Source organism: Nitrospira japonica, from assembly GCF_900169565.1.
Lineage (GTDB): Bacteria > Nitrospirota > Nitrospiria > Nitrospirales > Nitrospiraceae > Nitrospira_C > Nitrospira_C japonica_A.
Window position 1 is genome coordinate 1,704,305 of the sequence record NZ_LT828648.1, and the last position, 20,224, is coordinate 1,724,528.

At 58.8% G+C, this 20,224-nt stretch carries 18 protein-coding genes; 14 read left to right on the top strand and 4 right to left on the bottom strand.

Translation table 11 applies throughout. From position 1 onward, the window contains the following. Nucleotides 1-18 precede the first annotated feature (18 nt). Nucleotides 19-1,362 carry a transketolase C-terminal domain-containing protein gene (locus NSJP_RS08185; RefSeq protein WP_080886423.1) on the top strand — a complete coding sequence of 448 codons (1,344 nt, stop codon included), beginning with the start codon at nucleotides 19-21 and terminating at the stop codon, nucleotides 1,360-1,362. 82 nt (nucleotides 1,363-1,444) lie between these two features. Here NSJP_RS08185 and NSJP_RS08190 read toward each other — a convergent pair whose 3' ends face one another. Next, a complete protein-coding gene (locus tag NSJP_RS08190) occupies nucleotides 1,445-1,693 on the bottom strand; it encodes a hypothetical protein (protein WP_080886424.1) in 249 nt (82 codons plus the stop codon). A gap of 37 nt (nucleotides 1,694-1,730) precedes the next feature. Here NSJP_RS08190 and NSJP_RS08195 point away from each other — a divergent pair, with 37 nt between their 5' ends. After that, nucleotides 1,731-2,939: a small ribosomal subunit Rsm22 family protein gene (locus NSJP_RS08195; protein WP_080886425.1), complete on the top strand. Its 1,209-nt coding sequence runs from the start codon at nucleotides 1,731-1,733 to the stop codon at nucleotides 2,937-2,939. A gap of 161 nt (nucleotides 2,940-3,100) precedes the next feature. Here NSJP_RS08195 and NSJP_RS08200 read toward each other — a convergent pair whose 3' ends face one another. Together NSJP_RS08200 and NSJP_RS08205 are read right to left on the bottom strand one after the other, a co-directional pair. Next, entirely contained in the window at nucleotides 3,101-3,283 is a 183-nt protein-coding gene (locus NSJP_RS08200) for a hypothetical protein (protein WP_080886426.1), read from the bottom strand. A gap of 37 nt (nucleotides 3,284-3,320) precedes the next feature. Then, nucleotides 3,321-3,680 carry a hypothetical protein gene (locus tag NSJP_RS08205; protein WP_080886427.1) on the bottom strand — a complete coding sequence of 120 codons (360 nt, stop codon included), beginning with the start codon at nucleotides 3,678-3,680 and terminating at the stop codon, nucleotides 3,321-3,323. Between the two features lie 115 nt (nucleotides 3,681-3,795). On the opposite strand from NSJP_RS08205, the gene NSJP_RS08210 reads away from it, so the two are divergent. The 12 genes from NSJP_RS08210 (at nucleotide 3,796) to NSJP_RS08265 (ending at nucleotide 19,362) form a co-directional block, all read left to right on the top strand. Then, entirely contained in the window at nucleotides 3,796-4,236 is a 441-nt protein-coding gene (locus tag NSJP_RS08210) for a dual specificity protein phosphatase family protein (RefSeq protein ID WP_231989514.1), read from the top strand. 83 nt (nucleotides 4,237-4,319) lie between these two features. Next, nucleotides 4,320-5,204, top strand: coding sequence for a bifunctional DNA-formamidopyrimidine glycosylase/DNA-(apurinic or apyrimidinic site) lyase (gene mutM / locus NSJP_RS08215; protein ID WP_080886429.1), 885 nt, complete (start codon nucleotides 4,320-4,322; stop codon nucleotides 5,202-5,204). Between the two features lie 162 nt (nucleotides 5,205-5,366). Further along, a complete protein-coding gene (locus NSJP_RS08220; RefSeq protein WP_080886430.1) occupies nucleotides 5,367-6,563 on the top strand; it encodes an ATP citrate lyase citrate-binding domain-containing protein in 1,197 nt (398 codons plus the stop codon). Between the two features lie 83 nt (nucleotides 6,564-6,646). Further along, nucleotides 6,647-8,467 (top strand): citrate/2-methylcitrate synthase, encoded by a 1,821-nt coding sequence (locus tag NSJP_RS08225; protein ID WP_080886431.1) that lies wholly within the window; start codon nucleotides 6,647-6,649, stop codon nucleotides 8,465-8,467. A gap of 139 nt (nucleotides 8,468-8,606) precedes the next feature. After that, a complete protein-coding gene (locus NSJP_RS08230; protein WP_080886432.1) occupies nucleotides 8,607-10,853 on the top strand; it encodes an aconitate hydratase in 2,247 nt (748 codons plus the stop codon). A gap of 24 nt (nucleotides 10,854-10,877) precedes the next feature. Further along, on the top strand, nucleotides 10,878-13,109 hold the full coding sequence (locus NSJP_RS08235) for an NADP-dependent isocitrate dehydrogenase (RefSeq protein ID WP_080886433.1): 2,232 nt from the start codon (nucleotides 10,878-10,880) through the stop codon (nucleotides 13,107-13,109). 96 nt (nucleotides 13,110-13,205) lie between these two features. After that, entirely contained in the window at nucleotides 13,206-13,916 is a 711-nt protein-coding gene (locus tag NSJP_RS08240; protein WP_080886434.1) for a 2Fe-2S iron-sulfur cluster-binding protein, read from the top strand. An 83-nt stretch (nucleotides 13,917-13,999) separates the two neighbouring features. After that, the gene (locus NSJP_RS08245; RefSeq protein ID WP_080886435.1) at nucleotides 14,000-15,583 is read left to right on the top strand and encodes an FAD-binding protein; all 1,584 of its coding nucleotides are present in this window, start codon (nucleotides 14,000-14,002) and stop codon (nucleotides 15,581-15,583) included. A gap of 59 nt (nucleotides 15,584-15,642) precedes the next feature. After that, nucleotides 15,643-16,821, top strand: coding sequence for an ADP-forming succinate--CoA ligase subunit beta (gene sucC, locus NSJP_RS08250; protein ID WP_080886436.1), 1,179 nt, complete (start codon nucleotides 15,643-15,645; stop codon nucleotides 16,819-16,821). Between the two features lie 122 nt (nucleotides 16,822-16,943). Next, complete coding sequence (locus NSJP_RS08255; RefSeq protein ID WP_080886437.1) at nucleotides 16,944-17,537, top strand: hypothetical protein; 594 nt, start codon at nucleotides 16,944-16,946, stop codon at nucleotides 17,535-17,537. A 30-nt stretch (nucleotides 17,538-17,567) separates the two neighbouring features. Then, nucleotides 17,568-18,440, top strand: a complete 873-nt coding sequence (gene sucD, locus NSJP_RS08260) for a succinate--CoA ligase subunit alpha (protein WP_080886438.1) — start codon at nucleotides 17,568-17,570, stop codon at nucleotides 18,438-18,440. Between the two features lie 52 nt (nucleotides 18,441-18,492). Next, on the top strand, nucleotides 18,493-19,362 hold the full coding sequence (locus NSJP_RS08265; protein WP_197685499.1) for a metal-dependent hydrolase: 870 nt from the start codon (nucleotides 18,493-18,495) through the stop codon (nucleotides 19,360-19,362). Between the two features lie 72 nt (nucleotides 19,363-19,434). Here NSJP_RS08265 and NSJP_RS08270 read toward each other — a convergent pair whose 3' ends face one another. Beyond that, nucleotides 19,435-20,175: a DUF72 domain-containing protein gene (locus NSJP_RS08270; protein ID WP_172834233.1), complete on the bottom strand. Its 741-nt coding sequence runs from the start codon at nucleotides 20,173-20,175 to the stop codon at nucleotides 19,435-19,437. Nucleotides 20,176-20,224: the final 49 nt, after the last annotated feature.

Sequence of the window (20,224 nt, forward strand, 5' to 3'; positions counted from 1 at the left end):
ACTTAAAGAGGTGCGACCATGAGTGAAGCGTTGGAAGCCCAGCAAAAGACCAACCCCCAGGGTGATCCGATCACCAGCGTGGCGGCTCCGAAGGCGGACGGGAAGAAGGATCCGCATGCTGAGGCGAAGCGGCAGAAGGTTGTGACGCCCGAGTACATGTTCCATGAGGCGCCGCGTACGAAGGAATTCATCACGGGCAGCGAAGCGGCAAAGGAAGCCATTCGCCGTTCGAACGTCGATCTGGCCATCGCCTATCCGATCACCCCGCAAAGCGAAACGATGCAATTGGTCGGCGTCCTCTACGGCGAAGGCTACGTCAAGGAATATTATCGCGGCGAAGAAGAAGTCGGCGTGATGGCCGCGATTGCGGGCGGATCGCGGGCAGGCGTCAGGTGTTATACCGCGACCGCGGGACCCGGCACCTTGCGCGGTCTCGAAGGCATCGCCTCCTGGCCTGGCCATCGGCTTCCCGTGGTGGCCATGTTCACGTGCCGCGTCGTCAACGCCCCGCTGGCCATTCAACCGGACAACATCGAGGTGTCCTACCTGCTCAACTGCGGCATGATCGTCTTTCACGCCGAGAATCAGCAGGACATGTTCGACTTCACCATGGCCGGGTTCACCATCAGCGAAAAAAACGATGTGACGTTGCCGGTCGGCGTATGCTGCGACGGTTTTTTCGTTACGCATGCCCGCGGGTATGTGCGCATGCAGGATAGAGGGATCAAGCTTCCTCCGCGCGAAGCGTGGCGTGGAGCGGTCCCGGTGCTTGATGCGGAGAATCCTCCCGCGCGCCTGTCCCGCGATGCCCCGGTTCAGAAATCGAACTTCATGGCCTACAACATCCACGCCGTATGGCAGCAGGAAGTCTGGGCGGCGGTGGAACGTTCGCGTAAATATATCAACCAATATATTGGTGGGTTGCTGAGCGCCGAAAACGTGGAAGGCGCCGATGCGATCATCATCGCTTCGGGAAGCGCCGCGGCCCAGTCGCGTGAGGCGGTCCGTATTTGCAAGGACAAGGGTTTGAACGTCGGACTCATCAAGATCCGTTCGCTCCGGCCGTTCCCGACGAAGGAGCTCAGAGAACTCTGCGGAAAGGCCAAGCTGATCGTGGTGCCTGAATTCAACTACGTCGGTTGGCTGGCGAAGGAAATCGCGACGGCGATCTACGGATTCTCGAAGGCGAAGATCATCGGCGGTCCGCGCGTGTACGGCGGTCAGTCGATGCCGGTGGAGTTGATCGTGGACGAAGTCGAATCCGGCTTGACCGGCAAGAAATCCACGAACGTAGCGATGTCGCAGATCATGGGTGGCGCCGTCAATCCTGACGACGTGGCTCACTTCATGCGCAGCATCTGAGAAGCAGTTCGGAAAACAAAAGAGCCCGTCAGGATCCCATCCTGACGGGCTTGTTTTCCGGCTCCGTCGAGCGCGCCGCCTACTATCCCTGTATCTCGTCCTCTATCATCTCTTCGCTGGCCGGCATCCCATACGCAACGTATTTTGCATAGGATAAGTAGATCATGGCGCTGTCACGCATCGCCTTGGATCCCTGCGTCATGCGAACCACCTTGTCGGAACCGGGCGGCTCCATATTCTGCAGCATCTGCGCATGGTCCTGCAGCAATCTGGTATAGCGTTCGACTGCCAGCTCGACCTCTTTATATGCTTTGAGGATCTCGTCCGTCATGGTTGTCCTCCATCAGGCCCTGAGCATACACTAGCCCATGCATGGATCGAAAGCCCGCCCTCCAGCCGCTCCGTCCCCTCTGGTGCTCAAGGTGATGAATCAGGTCGTTCAGGCAGGAATTGGGGCCTGTCCCGTAGAAATCCCTTCCGCCGTCGCAGACCTTTCGCACCTGTTTACAAAGGGTAGAGGTTCGCTGGGGGCCTGTTATCTTGACGACTCCGCCTATGCCGCAGCCTATCTCAGCTATTTCATGCCGGTGAATTTATCAAAGGTGCAGCTCCTGCTCGATGAGCTCCCGCCGGACACCATGGTGAAGGAGGCTGGTACTCCCGTACGGTTTCTCGATTTGGGGGCGGGACCGGGGACCGGCAGTCTGGCACTGCTCGATTGGATGCACAGACGTTATCCTGGATCGGCTGCGCGTCTTTCGACACTTGCCGTCGACTCATCCGGTGAAGCGTTGCGCCAGGCCGGTGACCTCTGGAAGCGATACTGCCATGAAGCAGGAATTTCAGGAGCGGAACTGATCGGTTGCCAAGCCGATGTGGAGCGATCGGGGAAAGAGGCATGGCGTCGCAAGGCTGAGCGACAAGCCCCGTTCGATCTGATTCTCCTGGCCAACTGTCTCAATGAACTCTATCTGGATGCAGCAGATCCTGTCGCTGCCCGGGCTGCTCTTCTTGCCGAGCTGCTCCAATGGCTTGCTCCCCACGGCACACTGATACTGCTCGAGCCTGCCCTTCGTGACACGGCCAGGGCGCTCCATCAGGTCCGGGATCGCCTGCTCGGGGAGAAGCGGTGCACCGTCTATAGTCCCTGCCTGCATCAGCAAGACTGCCCCGCTCTAATACATCCTGATGATTGGTGTCACGAAGAGCGGACATGGGACGCGCCCCGTTCAATCCGGGACATCGATGAAGCGGTCGGTTTCATTAAGGACGCGCTGAAGTTTTCCTATCTCCTGCTCCGAACCGATGGACGTACGATTGCGCAGCGCTCGCCCCACACCTTCCGGATCGTCAGTGAATTGCGCGAACTCAAAGGAGATATCAGAGCCTGGGTTTGTAACGAACTGGGGCGCACCGAAATAGGCCGGCTCGATCGGGCAGAATCAGAAACCAACTGTGCTTGGAGCGAATGCCGACGCGGGACGATCGTGCAGATCGAAGGCCTGAAGCGAAAAGACGGGGCGACATTGGCCAGAATTCCGGCCGATGGAACAGTGGAAATCGTGCGGCCTAGTTAACCCGAAGTGCTGACGGGGCACCTCTCGCCGGAGCCATCCAGTCGTATCATCAATGTTCTTAGCGCGGTCGAGCCGTAGCGTTGAGCAGCAGGACCGCTAGCGCAGAATCAGTAACCTAGTGAGCTAAATGCTAGGGAGCTGACTGCAAAAAGCTGGCAGGACTAATCCGCTTCCGGTTCCGAGCTTCCGTGCTGATGACTCACACGATCCTCGTCGAACAGCTCTTCCATTTCCTCTGCGATCATATCCCGATCATTCGGCACGGAAATCAATGGGATTTCCTTCCGAGCTTTCGGCTGGCTTTCCGGTTCGGGGTCTTCCGATTTTTTGGGCTTATCCACCATGGTGTCAGTATACACCTTCAACCAGAAGGAAAGCTGCCTATTCGAAGGCTTCCAAGAAGGACTTTTCAGGAAAGGCACGCTTGCAGTTCAAACAGGTCACGAAGTAAATGGCTTCACGGACGGACATGGTGATCCGGAAATCCAAGCTGACCCCGCGATGATTGCAGGCGGTACAGGAGATCTCCTTCAACCGGTAGGGCACATCCGGCTGGGTGCGCAGATAGAATTCCATGTCTGTATAGACCGGAAAGCTATAGAAGCATTTCTTGCACACCCCGCGCCATTCACCGTCGGACTGCATGAAGCGCTGGTCGATGCCGAAGCTGGACCCCTTGCAGATCGCACACTGCACGGTGGACAGCCTGGATTCGACGTCCGAAACGGAGAGATGGGGCATTAAATCGATCCTCCTTCGCGATTCCGCCGAGTATAGCGTTGGGACCGAAATGACTGCAACTGTCGCATGGAAACGGACTTGATCACGAGTCCCATCGATTCTATAGTTGATGGCCATGTATCAAATCACCGACAAATTGGCCGTGGGCAATGTGTCTGACGCCGAAAATCCGCCGGCCAGCATCGGGGCATTGCTGATGGTGGCGGTCGAGTTGTCGATCATGCCGCCGGCAGGAGTGGCCTACGACAAGATTCCCTTGAAGGAATACGGAGAGGCTGGCATCTCCTCGCTGGATCAGGCGGTCGCCTGGATTGAAGCTCACCTGCCGGAAAATCGTGTGCTGGTGTGTTGCCGGGCGGGTATGGGACGTTCCGTCTCGGTCGTCCTGGCCTATCTCTGCTGCGCGGAAGACATGGCCTATCCGGATGCCTTGAGTCTGCTTCTGAAGCGGAGGCCTGGCGCGGTTCCGCTGCCGAACTTGCGGTGCGCCATCGAAGCGCTGCAACAGCTTCGCGAATCCAGAAGAGTGAGCAATGCGTCAGGCCTGAGGGCTTGAGACCCAGTCCAACCGAGAACGATTTGTATCCCCCCCTGTGCTATGGCTTGAGTCGCCGTCTGCGGAAATGGAGTCGTTCTTCTATGCCGGAACTCCCTGAAGCGGAAGTCGTCGCCAGACAGATCCGGTCTCGTTTGACCGGTGCGAGACTGATCGATGCGGTGCTCGGCCGCCGCGACATCGTGAGGGAAGGGGTGGGCACCCTGTCCTGGTACCGAAAAACGCGTCTCGTTTCCGTCGAACGGTACGGCAAGAGTGTAGCGCTGAGGTTTGAGAAAGGCACCGAGGCGCGATACGTGGTGGCCGAGCTCGGCATGACCGGCCTCCTATTGTTCGACGCTGTTCCGATCAGACATCCGCGGCATGTCCACGCAGAGTTGATCTTCGAAGGAAGCGCCGAGCGGGCCCTTCGCTATTGGAATCCCCGCCGCTTCGGCCGCCTGTCACTCCTCGATGCGTCCGGGCTGGACCGCTATATCTCCCGCCGTTTCGGCTACGATCCATTGACGGTTTCGCGCGAGGAGTTTGCCGGTCTCCTGAGCCATCGGCGAGGCCGTCTAAAATCGTTGTTGATGCATCAGCAGACAGTGGCCGGGATTGGCAATATCTATGCGAACGAGATTTTGTTCCGTGCCGGTCTCCATCCGAATGCCCTGCCCAATCGTCTGCGGCCTGACAGAATCGATCGGCTCTTCCGGATTACCCGGGAAGTGCTCACGCAGGCGATCGACTGTGGCGGATCGAGCGTTCGGGATTTTTTCGCTCCGGACGGCACGGAAGGCATGTACAAACGACACCATCTGGTCTATGGGAAAGAGGGAGAGCCTTGTCCCAACCGTTGCGGGGAGACTATTCGGCGACTCCAGAGCGAGCGAAGCTCGTTCATCTGTGTCAGCTGCCAGGGGCGGCGAGGTCCAGCAAGGGCATTCCGCACGAACGAAGAGGCGGCTTCCATAAAACACCATTAAAAATCGGGAGCTTGCGATTCTCATGCAGAGTACGACCTATCGGCTAGGCCTTTTGATCCCCTGCGAATTAGTCCCTCTGGTGTATTGAGTCATCTCCGCTATTTCGCTACAATCCGGCTCCCTTGTTACCGCTTGCCACTCGCGTCACTAAGGAGACCAGTCATGGCCAAAGTGCTCGAAGGTCCTGGTATGGGACTGATGAAGAAATGGGGAATCGCTGTTCCGCAGTACGTCGTCGTCACCTCCTCCGATGAACTCGCCAAGCTGGGACAAGCCAATGAATGGATGAAGAAAAGCAAGCTGGTCGCCAAGGCCCACGAGGCTTTGGGATCCCGGTTCAAGCTGGGGCTGGTCAAGGTCGGGCTTGATTTGAATGAAGCGGTGGCCGCGACGAAAGAAATGATCGGCCGTCAGGTCGGCAGCATCACGGTGACTCAGGTCATCCTGTCCGAGATGATCCCGCATAAGGAAGAGTATTACTGCGCGGTCAAGTCGACCAGGGAAGGCAGCGAGATTCTCGTGGCCAACTGCGGCGGCATCGAAGTGGAGTCCAATTGGGAGAGGGTCAAGCGCTTGGTCTTGGATGTCGGCCAGCAGCCGACTGCTGAGGCGCTGGAGAAATTGGCCAAGGATGCAGGATTCTCCGGGGCTCTCACGAAGAAAATGGCGGATTTTTCTGGAAAGATGTTCACCTGCTTCGACAACGAAGACGCCCAGTATCTTGAAGTCAACCCGGTTGTCGTGCGGGAAAGCGACGGCGAACTGGTCGCCCTCGATGCGGTCACCCTACTCGACGGGGACGCCAAGTTCAGGCATCCGGACTGGAATTTTCAGTTTGCCGCCGAATTCGGACGTGCCTATTCCAAGGACGAGATGGAAGTGATGGCCGTCGACAGCAAGATCAAGGGCTCCGTGAAATTCATCGAAATTCCCGGCGGTGATACCGCGATGCTTCCGGCAGGCGGCGGCGCCAGCGTGTACTACTCGGACGCGGTCGTGGCGCGCGGTGGCAAACTCGCCAACTATGCAGAGTATTCCGGAGATCCTCCGGATTGGGCCGTCGAAGTCCTGACTGAGAAGGTCTGCTCGCTCCCGCATATCAAGCACATCATCGTCGGCGGCGCCATCGCCAACTTTACCGACGTGAAAAAGACCTTCGGCGGCATCATCAACGGCTTCCGGAAGGCGAAGGCAGACGGCAAGCTCAAGCAAGTCAAGATTTGGGTCCGTCGCGGTGGTCCCAGGGAAAAAGAGGGGCTCGACGCCATGCGGGCTCTCAAGGACGAAGGCTTCGACATCCACGTCTTCGATCGCAACACACCGCTGACCGACATCGTCGACAAGGCGCTTCTAAAATAGCGACAGGTCTGCAATGCCAGGTGTGGCGCCGGGAAGACCGGACCTCCAGGCCGCGCGGGCATTGAAGGAAAAGGGAGACTCCGATGAGCATTCTGGCAAATAAGGACACCCGCGTGGTGATACAAGGCGGACAGGCCGGGGTCAACGCCGCCCGCCGCATGGCTGAATTTTGTTACCTCATCAAGCGCCCGCTCAACGTCGAGGCGTTCGTGTATCCGCCCGACGCGGGCAAAACGAACGAGATTCCCTACGGAAGCGGACTCATTGCGATTCCCGTCTACAAGACCATCGCGGAAGCCACAAAGCACCATCCGACGATCAATACCAGCCTCGTCTACATCGGGGCCGACCGCGCGATGAAGGGCGGCATGGAAGCCCTTGACGATCCTCATATCAAGCTCGTCTCCATGATTACGGAGGGTGTTCCTGAGAAAGATTCCAAACTCCTCGGTGCGCATGCGCGGAAGCTGGGCAAGGTGTTCAACGGTCCGTCGTCGATCGGCATCATTTCGGCGGGTGCCTGTCGTCTTGGCGTGATCGGCGGCGCATTCGACAACCTGGTCCTTTCGAAGCTCTATCGAGAGGGATCGTTCGGGGTCATCACCAAATCCGGCGGGCTTTCCAACGAGATCATTTGGATTTGTTCCCAGTTTGCGGACGGAATTACCACGGCGATCGGCATCGGCGGCGACGCCTATCCTGGCACGGACTATGTGAGCTATCTCGAAATGTTCGAGAATGATCCCCAGACGAAATCAGTCGTCATCGTCGGAGAAATGGGCGGCGACCTCGAAGAGCGGGCCGCCGAGTGGTACGGCGCCAAGAAGCGGCGGATCAAGTTGATCGGAGTGGTGTCCGGCTTCTGCCAGGAAAGTCTGCCCAAAGGTATGAAGTTCGGGCATGCCGGAGCCAAGGAAGGCATGAAGGGCGAAGGATCCGCCCGATCGAAGTCAGACGCGCTCAAGAAGTCCGGCGCGCTCGTGCCGCCCACGTTCGGGGCGCTGGGTCCGGCCATCAAGGAAACCTATCAGGAGCTGTTGAAGTCCGGGCAGGTGAAGGAGCCAGTTGAGCCGGCGGTGCTGCCGCGGTTGCCCAAGTCGATCGAAGAGGCGATGAAGGCGGACGAAGTGATGGTGGCGCCGCTGATTCGCACGACGATCAGCGACGATCGGGGAGATGAGCCCTGCTACGATGGTTATCCGGCCTCCGAGTTGATCAACAAGGGCTATGAGATCCCGCACGTCGTCGGCTTGTTGTGGGACAAGCGGCTCATTTCCAAACAGGAAGCCGAAATTATCAAGCGCATCATGATGCTATCGGCCGACCATGGCCCTTGCGTCAGCGGAGCCTACGCGACGATTCTGGCGGCTTGCGCCGGCATCGGGCTCTCGCAATCGGTGGCGGCGGGTCTCATCATGATCGGGCCGCGCTTCGGCGGCGCAGTGACCGACGCCGGCCGATACTTCAAGTATGCCGTCGACAACAAGATGGCCGTGGACGAGTTCCTGGCCCACATGAAAAAGAACGTCGGGCCGGTCCCGGGAATCGGGCATCGGGTGAAGAGCCTGCGTAATCCGGACAAGCGGGTGAAGGAGCTGGTGGGATACGTCAAGAGTTTGAATATCAAGACGCCCTGCCTGGATTTCGCATTGGAGGTCGAGAAGGTGACGGCCGCCAAGAAGGACAATCTGATCCTCAACGTGGACGGAACGATGGCGGCGGTGCTCGTTGATATCGGGTTCCCGATCGACAGTTTGAACGGATTTTTCATCCTGTCGCGTACGATCGGATTGATCGGACATTGGGTGGATCAGAAGCGTCAGGACAGCCGTCTAATCCGGCTGTTCGACTACCTGGTCAACTACGCGGCGCCCAAGCGCCGCGAAGTGCCTCCGTTGAAATAACCGCGGGAGGTTCCGCCGTTTGAAGAGCGGTGGGAAGTGCCGCCTTAACAAGAGGCTATTGGTAAAGGGTGCGTGGTCGGGGGGAGCCCCTCCCTGGCTCCTGTTCTCAGAGGCCTAGCCCGTTTGCAAGGAGAGAGCGATGTCACTCGAGCTTGCCAGAAAACTCTACGCCAAGATGCCCGACGTGCTCGGCAAGGCCAGAAAGAAGTTCGGCCGGGGCCTCACGCTCGCCGAGAAAATTCTCGTGTCTCACGCCGACAATTTCGATACGCAGGTTTGGGAGCGCGGGAAAGCCATGCTCGCGTTGAGACCTGACCGCGTGGCGATGCAGGACGCAACGGCGCAGATGGCGATGTTGCAGTTCATGCAGGCCGGCAAGAAGCAGGCGGCCGTCCCGAGCACGATCCACTGCGATCACCTGATTCGCGCCGAGATGGGATCCCAGAAGGACCTGGTGCGGGCCATGGACGAAAACAAGGAAGTCTATAACTTTCTTGCGTCCGCCGCGAAGAAGTACGGGATCGGGTTCTGGAAGCCGGGGGCCGGCATCATTCACCAGGTGGTGCTCGAAAATTACGCGTTCCCGGGCGGCTTGATCATCGGCACGGATTCCCATACGCCGAACGGCGGCGGGCTCGGCATGCTCGCGATCGGGGTCGGAGGCGCGGATGCCGGAGAGGTGATGGCCGGACTACCCTGGGAAGTGCTTCATCCCAAATTGATCGGCGTGCGATTGACCGGGCGGCTCAGCGGCTGGGCCTCGCCGAAAGACGTGATCCTCTATTTATGCGGGCTTCTGACCGTGAAGGGCGGAACCAACAAGATCGTTGAGTATTTCGGGCCCGGCGCAGAGACCATCAGCGCCACGGGCAAGGGCACTATCTGCAACATGGGCGCGGAATTAGGTGCCACGACCTCCGTGTTCCCCTTCGATCAAAAAATGGTCGCCTATATGACGATCACCGATCGCGCCGATCTGGCCAGCTTCACTCAATCGCACAAGGATCTGCTGGTCGCCGATCCGGAAGTGTACCAATCGCCGGAGAAGTACTACGATCAGATCGTCGAGGTCGATCTGTCCACGTTGGAGCCGCACGTTGTCGGACCGCATACGCCGGATCTTGCGCGGCCGATCTCCAAGCTGGCGGCCGAAGCCAAGGAGAAAGGCTATCCGGTCGAACTCAAAGCGGCCCTCATCGGGAGCTGTACCAACTCGTCGTATGAGGACATCAGCCGGTCGGCTCACATCGCCCGGCAGGGTTTGAAGGCCGGCTTGAAGGCCAAGGCATCGTTCCTTGTCTCGCCGGGATCCGAGCGGATCTATCATACGATGAAGCGGGACGGATTTCTGGAGACCTTCGAGCAGCTCGGCGGCACGGTCCTGTCGAATTCCTGCGGCCCCTGCATCGGCCAGTGGAAGCGCGCCGACGGAGTGAAAGGCAAGGCCGACTCCATCGTCAGCTCCTTCAACCGTAATTTCCCCGGTCGTAACGACGGCATCAACGAGACCCTGTCCTTTCTGGCCAGTCCCGAAGTGGTCACGGCCTATGCGTTGTCCGGCGATCTGGGATTCGATCCGGTCAATCAGAAGCTGAAGGGCGCCGATGGGAAGGAGTTCACGCTCGAGCCTCCGCACGGGGAAGAGCTGCCCGCCAAGGGATTTGCGAAAGGTGAAGAGGGGTTCGTGGCACCCGCCGAGAACGGGGAGGGCCTGACGGTGGACATTCCTCCGACGAGCGAGCGGTTGCAGCTGCTTCAGCCGTTCCCCCGGTGGGACGGAAAGGATTTTGAGAAACTTCCCCTTTTGATCAAGACGAAGGGGAAAACCACGACCGATCATATTTCTCCCGCTGGTCCGTGGTTGAAGTTCCGGGGCCACCTGGACAAGATCAGCGACAACATGTTTTTGGGAGCGAACAACGCGTTCTTCTCGGAGCCGGGCAAGGGCACGGACGTGTTGACCGGGGAAGCGGGATTGACGATGGCGCAGATCGCGCGCCGCTACAAGGCAAAGAATATCGGATCGATCGTGGTGGGTGATGAGAACTACGGCGAGGGAAGCAGCCGCGAACATGCGGCGATGTCCCCGCGCTTCCTCAACGTCCGAGCGGTGATCACGAAGAGCTTTGCCCGCATCCACGAGACCAATCTGAAGAAGCAAGGGATCTTGGCGTTGACCTTCGCTGATCCGAAGGATTACGAGAAGATCGAGCAGCAGGACCGCATCAGTGTGACGGGGCTGACGAATCTGGCTCCTGGCAAGCCGGTGCAGGTGATCATTCACAAGACGGATGGGAACGCGCTCACCATCCAGGCGAACCACAGCATGACGGCACAGCAGCTTGCGTGGTTCAAGGCAGGTTCGGCGTTGAATGCGCTGAACTAAACAGGAGTTAACAGAGGGACAATCATGAGCACGAAAGCCTCCAAGATCATCTACACGAAGACCGACGAAGCGCCGATGCTGGCGACGTACTCGTTTCTTCCGATCATCAACGCCTTCTCGAAGGCCGCCGGGGTGACCGTCGAATTGCGGGATATTTCGCTCGCCGGACGCGTCTTGGCGGTATTTTCCGAATACCTGACCCCGCAGCAGAAACAGCCGGATGCTTTGGCGGAACTCGGCGAATTGGCCAAGACGCCGGAGGCCAATATCATCAAGCTGCCGAACATCAGCGCCTCGATCCCCCAATTGGTCGCCACGATCAAGGAGCTGCAAAGCCAGGGGTACAAGCTGCCCGATTATCCGGAAAATCCCAAAGACGACAAGGAAAAGGACATCAAGACGCGCTATGACAAAGTGAAAGGCAGCGCCGTCAACCCGGTGTTGCGCGAGGGCAACTCCGATCGCCGTGCGCCGCTGTCCGTGAAGGCCTACGCCCGCAAGCACCCGCACAAAATGGGCGCCTGGAGCTCCGATTCCAAGACGCACGTTTCACACATGACGGGCGGCGATTTTCGCTCGAACGAAAAGTCCGTGACGATCCCAGCCGCGACCACCGCGAAGATCGAGTTCGTGGGGGCAGACGGCAAGACCACCGTATTGAAGGACAAAATCGCGTTGCAGGCCGGCGAAGTGCTCGACGCCACGTTCATGAGCGTCAAGGCCTTGCGCAAGTTCCTCGAAGAACAGATCGAGGACGCGAAGAAGAAGGGAGTGTTGTTCTCCCTGCACATGAAGGCCACGATGATGAAGATCTCGGATCCCAAGATCTTCGGACATGCGGTGACCGTGTTCTACAAGGACGTGTTCGAGAAGCATGCGGACACGTTCAAGAAGCTGGGTGTCGATCCGGACAACGGAATCGGAGACTTGTACGCCAAGATCAAGTCGCTGCCGGAAGATCAGCGCAAGGCCATCGAGGCTGACATTCAGGCGGTCTATCAAAAGCGTCCGCCGATGGCGATGGTGAATTCGGACAAGGGCATCACCAACCTGCACGTTCCGAGCGACGTCATCATCGACGCGTCCATGCCTCCGGTCATTCGTGATTCGGGCAAGATGTGGAACCCGCAAGGCAAGTTAGAGGATGTCAAGTGCGTGATTCCCGATGCCAGCTATGCGCCGGTCTACCATGAGGTGGTCGAGTTCTGTAAGAAGCACGGCGCCTTCGATCCCAAGACGATGGGCAGCGTGCCCAACGTTGGCTTGATGGCGCAGGCGGCGGAAGAATATGGTTCTCACGACAAGACATTCAAGGCTCCGGGTAACGGCACGATTCGCATCGTCGATCCCGCCGGTAAGACGCTGTTGGAGCACAAGGTCGAGGAGGGCGATATCTGGCGCGCCTGCCAGGTGAAGGATGCGCCGATCCAGGACTGGGTCAAGCTGGCCGTCAACCGTGCGAAGGCGACCGGGGTTCCCGCCGTGTTCTGGTTGAACAAGGACCGCGCCCATGACGCCGAGTTGATCAAGAAAGTGAATGCGTATTTGCCGAAGTATGACACGGCCGGCCTTGAGATCAAGATCATGGCGCCGGCCGATGCCTGCCGTTTCTCACTGGAGCGGATGAAGGAAAGCAAGGACACGATTTCCGTGACGGGTAACGTACTGCGCGACTATCTGACAGACCTGTTCCCCATCCTGGAAATCGGAACCAGCGCGAAAATGTTGTCTATCGTGCCGTTGCTCAACGGCGGCGGCTTGTTTGAGACCGGTGCGGGCGGTTCGGCGCCGAAGCACGTTCAGCAGTTCCAGGAGGAGGGATATCTCCGATGGGACTCGCTCGGCGAATTTCTCGCCTTGGCCGCGTCGCTCGAGCATCTGGCGAAGGTGGGAGACAACCGGGTGGCGAAGATCCTTGCCGATACGCTGGATCAAGCCAATGCGAAGTTCCTCGAGAGTAATAAGTCTCCCGCGCGCAAAGTCGGGGAAATCGACAATCGCGGCAGCCATTTCTATCTCGCCCTCTACTGGGCGCAAGCCTTGGCGTCGCAGACGGCGGATAAGACCATCGCCGAAAAGTTCTCGAAGATCGCCAAGGATCTCGGCGACAACACCGCGAAGATCGATCAGGAGCTGCTGGCGGCGCAAGGCAAGCCTCAGGACGTCGGCGGGTATTATCACCCGAACGACGAGAAGGCTTCGAAAGCGATGCGTCCCAGTGGCACGTTGAACAAGATCATCGACGCGATCGCGTAAATCATGAACGAGACGGCCGGGCCGCTTTGCGGCCCGGCCGCAGTCAGTGCCTGGACAGTCGGTTTCGGCGGCGATTCAGCATGAGGATGCGGAGAAATGGCTCAGGACGATACCAACGTCATCGATCAACCTGAGGTGCTCAAACCCAGGATGGTGACGATCGAAATCTCCGGGAAAAAGTACGAAGTCCCGGAAGGAATCACCGTCATCAAAGCCTTATGGTATACCGGCCAAGAAGTCGTCAGGGGCGCGGGCTGCCTCGGCGGTTTCTGCGGTGCCTGCGCGACGTACTATCGAACCAAGGACGATCCCAAGGTCAGAACCTGTTTGGCCTGCCAGATGGCGGTGCAGGACGGCATGTCGTTCACGATCATGCCGCCGTTCCCTGCCAGGAAGGCCATTTACGACATCCAAACCCTGAAGGATCCCAAGCAGGACCTCTTCAATCTCTATCCCGAAGCCCCGCTCTGTAGAAATTGCAACGCGTGCACGGAAGCCTGCCCCCAAAAAATCGACGTGCGTGAAGGCGTGTGGAAGGCCGTGTTCGGGGATTTTAAGAGCGTGTCGGAAATGTTCATGGACTGCGTGATGTGCGGAATGTGCACGCCGGTGTGTATCGCCGACATTGCTCCCAACCTCGTCGCGCTGTACGTGAGCCGCGCGCAAGGCGCGCACTTCGCGGAGAAACCGGCGGGATTGCAAGCCCGGATCAACGAGATTCAAGCGGGTCGGTTCAACGACGAGTGGAAGAAGATTCTCGCGATGAACGACAAAGAGCTGGGAGACCATTGCGCGACGGTGAAGTAAGGTCGACCCATCCAGGGAGCGAGTTGTTGACCCGTTAGACACAGCAACGTTCCCCCCACATGCCGATGCAGCCGTAATCACCTATGGATATACACGCCCTTCAGCAAATCGTTCACAAGACTCGAGATGCGCGCCGTAAGCAAACCATCCCGAAATTTTCCCCCGACGACCGCGACCAGCTGATTCACAAGTACCATCCCGACTTTCGCGCGAGCGCGTATCGACCCATCCGCTTCGGACCCAATGCCGGTGACAAGACCGTCGTGGAACTGGCGACGTTGCTGGAAGGGGACAGCCCGATTCAAGCCGACAGCGACTTGACGCCGCACTATACGACTGACGTCCTGGTGGTTGGAGGCGGAGGCGCCGGCTGTGCCGCGGCGTTGCACGCGCACGGCGCCGGTTCCCAGGTCATTCTCGCCACCAAGCTCCGTCTGGGCGATTCAAACAGCGTGATGGCCCAGGGTGGCATGCAGATTTCGGTCGCTCCGGAGGATTCGCCGGTCACGCATTTCATCGATACCCTCAAGGGCGGTCACATGCAAAACGACCATGCCCTGCTCAAGGCGATGGTGGAAGACGGACCCTCCATCGCGCAGTGGCTGATCGATCTCGGCGTGCTGTTCGACCGGCAGGCGGACGGCAATCTTCACGTGAAGAAGGGCGGCGGCAGCTCGAAGCCCCGTCTCCTGACCTGTTCCGACTACACCGGGCTCGAAATCATGCGGGTGTTGAAGGACGAGGTGATCAATCAGAAGATTCAATTACTCGAATTCTGCGCGGCAGTCGAATTGCTCAGCGATGACGAGGGCCGCTGCACGGGGGCGGTGTTCAAGGATCTCGATAACCACCGCACGGTCGTGGTTGCGGCCAAGTCCGTAATTCTCGCCACGGGCGGGATCGGGCGTCTGCACATCCAGGGGTTCCCCACGAGCAATCATTACGGAGCCACCGGCGACGGACTCTGTCTGGCCTATCGGATGGGGGCCAGGCTTGCGCATGTCGACACATTCCAATATCACCCGTCCGGCGCCGTATATCCCGAGCAGCTGATCGGAGCCCTGGTGACGGAAGGCATCAGGTCCGAAGGCGGCCATCTCGTCAACGCCAAGGGCGAACGATTCGTAAACGAGCTCGATACGCGCGACGTCGTGTCGTCCTCCATTATCCGCGAATGCGAAGAAGGCCGCGGCATTCGCACGATGTCGGGCCGTGTGGGAGTCTGGCTCGATACTCCGCTGTTGGACGCGGAGCATGGACCCGGAACGATGGAGAAACATTTTCCGGCGATGATGCTGCAGTTCGAGCGATTCGGCATCGACATCAGCAAGGATCCTGTTCTGATCTATCCCACGCTGCATTATCAGAACGGCGGGGTAAAGATCGACACGAATTCGGAGACCGACGTGCACAACCTCTTCGTCGCGGGCGAAGCTTCCGGCGGTCTCCATGGACGCAACCGCTTGATGGGAAATTCACTGTTGGACTTGATGGTATTCGGCAAGCGGTCCGGTCTCACGGCCGCGTCCCGCGCCGGCTCGATGAAGCAAGGAAAGTTGACGCTGAAACACCTGCAACGGTTTCGGGCCGAAGCCGGCAAACACGGAAATTCCAGCGGAGTTGTTTCGCCGATGGTGCTGCCGTCCTATACGAGAAAAACAGGGTAGCGCCGGCACACCGGAGTGATCCATGACGTGCTCGGCGTCAGCGTGACGGAAGGAGCGACATGAACGTTCATGAATTTCAGGCCAAGTCGATATTCGCCCAGTTTGGTGTCCCCGTGCCTCGGGGGAAGGAGATCACCTCCCCGGCCGCGGCGACGGCCTGGGCGGATGAACTCAATACGCCCATGTTCGTCGTCAAGGCGCAGATTCATGCGGGCGGCCGTGGAAAGGCCGGCGGCGTCAAGATTACGAAGGACAAGGGGGCGGTGGCGGGGCTGGCCAAGGAGCTGATCGGCAAGACGCTCGTGACGCATCAGACCGGGCCCAAAGGGCGGACCGTCCATCGGCTCTTGGTCGAAGAAGGGGCCAACATCGGCAAGGAATTGTATCTGAGCATTCTCGTCGACCGTGAGACCGGCCGGCCCACGTTTATCGCCAGCACGGAAGGCGGAATGGAAATCGAAGAAGTGGCGGAAAAGACGCCGGATAGGATCATCAAGGAATCCATCGACCCGGCTGCCGGATTTCAGGCGCACAACGGGCGCAATGTGGCCTATGCGCTGGGTCTCCATACCCTCGAGCCGGCTGTCATTACACCCTTCATCCAACTTCTCGGCAACCTGTATCGCTTGTTCATGGAGAAGCACGCCGCGTTGGTCGAGATCAACCCGCTGATCATCACGAAGGAAAAAACGTTGGTGGCCCTCGACGGCAAGGTGTCCTTCGACGACAACGGCCTGTTCAAGCATGAAGACGTGCAGAAGATGCGTGATTTGAACGAGGAAGAGCCGTTGGAGATCGAAGCAACGGCGAATAACCTCAACTACGTCAAACTCGACGGAAACATCGGCTGTATGGTCAACGGCGCCGGACTCGCGATGGCCACGATGGACGTCATCAAACTCGCCGGCAGCGAGCCCGCAAATTTCCTGGACGTCGGTGGCGGCGCGACCAAGGACACGGTGGCGGCGGGTTTCAGGATCCTGCTCAAGGATCCGAACGTGAAAGGGATCTTCATCAATATTTTCGGGGGAATCGTCCGGTGCGAGCGGATCGCCCACGGGGTGATCGAAGCGGCGAAGGAAGTCAAGATCACGGTCCCCTTGGTCGTGCGCCTGCAGGGGACCAACGCGGAAGAAGGACGAAAGCTTCTGGCGGAATCGGGTCTGAAGCTGGACGTGGCCAATGATTTATGGGAGGCCGCCCAAAAGATCGTCCAGTTGACGGGAAAGGCCGCGTGACGAGAGAAAAAGGCAGGGGCGATTGCTTGCCGGTCGGCTGGAAACGGGAACCTATCACGGGACAGCGACACGAACGGTCTGGATACAAGCGGATCGGATTCGTCTTTTAACAGGACGCTGGAATGTATTGGACGACGGGAATACTCGCGCTGCTCATCCTGACTCTGTCCGGATGCATGATGGTACGGGAGGGCAAGGTCAAGCCGCCGGCGCAGTGGCCTCCCCAACAGGCCCAACCGCAAAAGAAATCCATCGGATTGATCGTGACCGGGGCATTGGATCCCAAGGGGCTCACCCAGATGCCGCGCATGGAAACGGTGGAATCGGTGAGACGCCAGGCCTTTAAAGCCTATTCTGAGTCGGGCTTGTTTTCGGAGGTCGTCACGTCGGGAGAGCCGACGGACGTGAGGGCCGACGTCTCCGTCATCGAGGAGGAGGGCAGCGGTCCGGGGGTATGGGCGTATCTGTCGGCGTTGACGTTTGCGATGATCCCGGGATACGTGTCCGAGCAATTGATCGTCTCGACGAGTTTTTCAGACCGTCAGAAGCGGTCGCTCGACAGTGTGGAGCAAAATGAAGAACTGGGATTTTGGATGCAGTTCTTTTTGCTCTTTGCGATGCCGTTTACCGAATCCACCGCCTCGGTCAGTCAGTCGGTGCACTACGACATGCATCGGGCTACCATCCAGGAAGCCCACAGCAAGGGCATCTTTTAGCAACCAGACACCGGACAAGAGGATTACTCCATGTCAATTCTCGTGAATAAGGCCACGCGCGTAGTGGTGCAGGGGATCACGGGCAAGGAAGGGTCGTTTCATGCGACCCAGTGCAAGGCATACGGAACGCAGATTGTCGCGGGGGTGACACCGGGCAAAGCCGGCCAGGAAGTCGAGGGCATCCCAGTGTTCAATACAGTGTCCGACGCGGTCAAGAAGACCGAGTGCGACACGTCGCTGATCTTCGTGCCTCCTCCGTTCTGCGCCGATGCCATTCTCGAGGCGGCGGATGCCGGGGTGAAATTGATCATTTGCATCACCGAGGGCATCCCCGTGAACGACATGGTCAAGGTCAAGCGCGCCCTCCATGGCAGGGATGTCCGTTTGATCGGGCCGAACTGCCCGGGAGTCATCACCGTCGACGAGGCGAAAATCGGCATCATGCCGGGCTTCATCCATAAAAAGGGCATCGTGGGCGTGGTTTCTCGGAGCGGCACCCTAACGTATGAAGCCGTGCATCAACTGTCGACCCTCGGCCTCGGTGAAACCACGTGCGTGGGTATCGGCGGAGATCCGGTCAACGGCACGGGTTTTGTCGACGTGCTGCCGCTGTTCGAGAAGGATCCAGAGACACAGGCGATCGTCATGATCGGTGAAATCGGGGGAGATGCCGAAGAAAAGGCGGCGGAATTCATCAGAAAGCACGTCAAGAAACCCGTGGTCAGTTTTATCGCCGGGATTACGGCCCCTCCAGGACGCCGGATGGGTCATGCAGGCGCGATTATCTCGGGAGGGAAGGGAACCGCCACGGAAAAGATGAAAGCTCTGGAGCAGGCCGGTGTGAAGGTGGTGAAGAATCCCGCCGAGATCGGCAACGCGGTCAAGAAGGCGTTGGGCAAGTAGCCACGCCGAATCCGCCGCGCGATTCGGTCCACTCGTCGCCACGGAGGATGTTATGATCGGTCGATTCGCGGGTGCCATTCCGACCACGCTCCTGATCGGCGCGGTGCTCATGGCCGCGCCGGTTTTCGCCGCGTCGCAGACCACGCTGATTTGGCACGGCCATGCGGCATTCGAAGTCCGGACGCCATCCGGCGCCGTCATCCTCATTGATCCCTGGCTGGCGAATCCCGTCAATCCCCTTGCCAAAGACAAACAGGATCCTCTCGAGCAGATCGCCAAGGCCGATTACATTTTGATCACGCACGGCCATTTCGACCACGTCGGTGACGCCGTGGCCATCGCCAAGAAAACCGGAGCGAGACTCGTCGCGAACTTCGAACTGGGGACCAACCTCGTCAAGTTGCAGGGCTTTCCCAAGGACCAACTGGGCTTCGATACCTTAATGAACCCCGGGGGGGAGATTCGGATTGCAAACGGGGAAGTACTGGTCGCGATGACGCCGGCCGTGCACTCCAGCGGAATGGGCAATCCGATGGCGAATGAACAGGAACCTGATCTCGTCTATGGGGGGAATCCCGGAGGCTTTGTGCTCAAGATCGACGGGGGGCCGACGCTGTACCATTCCGGAGATACGGCCTATTTCAAAGACATGGAAGTCATCGGCGAACAATATGCTCCGGACATCGCGTTGGTGAACATCGGAGGCCATTTCGGCATGGAACCGGCCATGGCTGCCAGAGCAGTGGCCAGTGTCAAGGCGAAGACGGCCATCGCGCATCATTACGGCACGTTTCCCGTATTGACCCAGGACACCAACGGCTTTGCCGTTGCGCTGAAGAAGCGGGGCATTCGGCTTCAGAAAATGGCGCCAGGCGGTTCGGTCACATTCGACGGAAAAGCCGTGGTCACGGCCGGTCGCTGACGGCCTACGCTGGTTCTTTTCCTGATCGCGCAGTCGTCTCCAGCCACGGTTAATCGCCGCGTTAGCGGCCGTCTACTTCGTTTCCAGCCCTGAAAGCAAGGCATCGGCCCATTGCCAAGGGGAACCCTCGTCCTCGTGCTTGCAATAGACGAAACAGTCTTCGCCTTGGCCCACGGCTTCCGCGATGCGGCGGGCCCATGCCTGTAGGGCCTCCGGTCCGTACGTCGTCCGGCGAAGGCGGACATACCAGAAGTCGGCCGTGTGATGCCATTGTGCCGGGCTGTCGTCCGTATCCGCGGCCACCCAGGACACGTTGAAGTGTTTGAGGAGTGACTCGATCGACGGTTGATTCCAGGATGTGTGCCGAAACTCGACCGCCCAGCGAATCGTTGTCGGCAGCCGTTCCAGGAAACGGCCAAGACGGTCCTCGTCACGGCTGAAATTAGGGGGTAACTGGATCAGCAACGGACCCAAACGGTTCTGCTGTAGCAATGGCTTGAGTCGATCGAGCATCACCCCGACGAGGGGAACGCTCTCTGGCTTGAGCCGGTATTGATGCGTAATCTGCCGGTGAACTTTCGGGGCGAACAAAAAGTCGGAAGGGGTTGACGCAATCCATCGCTGGACCATGGATTCCGCGGGAATTCGATACCAGGTCCCGTCTAACTCAACGGTGCGATAGCGAGTGGCGTAGTAGCCCAGAAATTCAGTTTGCTTGAGCCCGGGAGGATAGAATCGATCAACGCCTTGCCATGGCTTGTAGGAATAGCCCGACAATCCGATGTAGCTGTGCGCGTCTTGTGGCTTCTGCACGGTATAAGCTCCCCGACGTGATGTCTGTGTAGATCTGCCAAGAACCGGC

Coding starts and splice junctions, on each gene's coding strand:
- NSJP_RS08245 (WP_080886435.1), top strand. CDS start 14,000: ATGGATATACACGCCCTTCAGCAAATCGTTCACAAGACTCGAGATGCG.
- NSJP_RS08240 (WP_080886434.1), top strand. CDS start 13,206: ATGGCTCAGGACGATACCAACGTCATCGATCAACCTGAGGTGCTCAAA.
- sucC (WP_080886436.1), top strand. CDS start 15,643: ATGAACGTTCATGAATTTCAGGCCAAGTCGATATTCGCCCAGTTTGGT.
- NSJP_RS08220 (WP_080886430.1), top strand. CDS start 5,367: ATGGCCAAAGTGCTCGAAGGTCCTGGTATGGGACTGATGAAGAAATGG.
- NSJP_RS08200 (WP_080886426.1), bottom strand. CDS start 3,283: ATGGTGGATAAGCCCAAAAAATCGGAAGACCCCGAACCGGAAAGCCAG.
- NSJP_RS08230 (WP_080886432.1), top strand. CDS start 8,607: ATGTCACTCGAGCTTGCCAGAAAACTCTACGCCAAGATGCCCGACGTG.
- NSJP_RS08225 (WP_080886431.1), top strand. CDS start 6,647: ATGAGCATTCTGGCAAATAAGGACACCCGCGTGGTGATACAAGGCGGA.
- sucD (WP_080886438.1), top strand. CDS start 17,568: ATGTCAATTCTCGTGAATAAGGCCACGCGCGTAGTGGTGCAGGGGATC.
- NSJP_RS08205 (WP_080886427.1), bottom strand. CDS start 3,680: ATGCCCCATCTCTCCGTTTCGGACGTCGAATCCAGGCTGTCCACCGTG.
- mutM (WP_080886429.1), top strand. CDS start 4,320: ATGCCGGAACTCCCTGAAGCGGAAGTCGTCGCCAGACAGATCCGGTCT.
- NSJP_RS08265 (WP_197685499.1), top strand. CDS start 18,493: ATGATCGGTCGATTCGCGGGTGCCATTCCGACCACGCTCCTGATCGGC.
- NSJP_RS08185 (WP_080886423.1), top strand. CDS start 19: ATGAGTGAAGCGTTGGAAGCCCAGCAAAAGACCAACCCCCAGGGTGAT.
- NSJP_RS08235 (WP_080886433.1), top strand. CDS start 10,878: ATGAGCACGAAAGCCTCCAAGATCATCTACACGAAGACCGACGAAGCG.
- NSJP_RS08255 (WP_080886437.1), top strand. CDS start 16,944: ATGTATTGGACGACGGGAATACTCGCGCTGCTCATCCTGACTCTGTCC.
- NSJP_RS08210 (WP_231989514.1), top strand. CDS start 3,796: ATGTATCAAATCACCGACAAATTGGCCGTGGGCAATGTGTCTGACGCC.
- NSJP_RS08190 (WP_080886424.1), bottom strand. CDS start 1,693: ATGACGGACGAGATCCTCAAAGCATATAAAGAGGTCGAGCTGGCAGTC.
- NSJP_RS08195 (WP_080886425.1), top strand. CDS start 1,731: ATGCATGGATCGAAAGCCCGCCCTCCAGCCGCTCCGTCCCCTCTGGTG.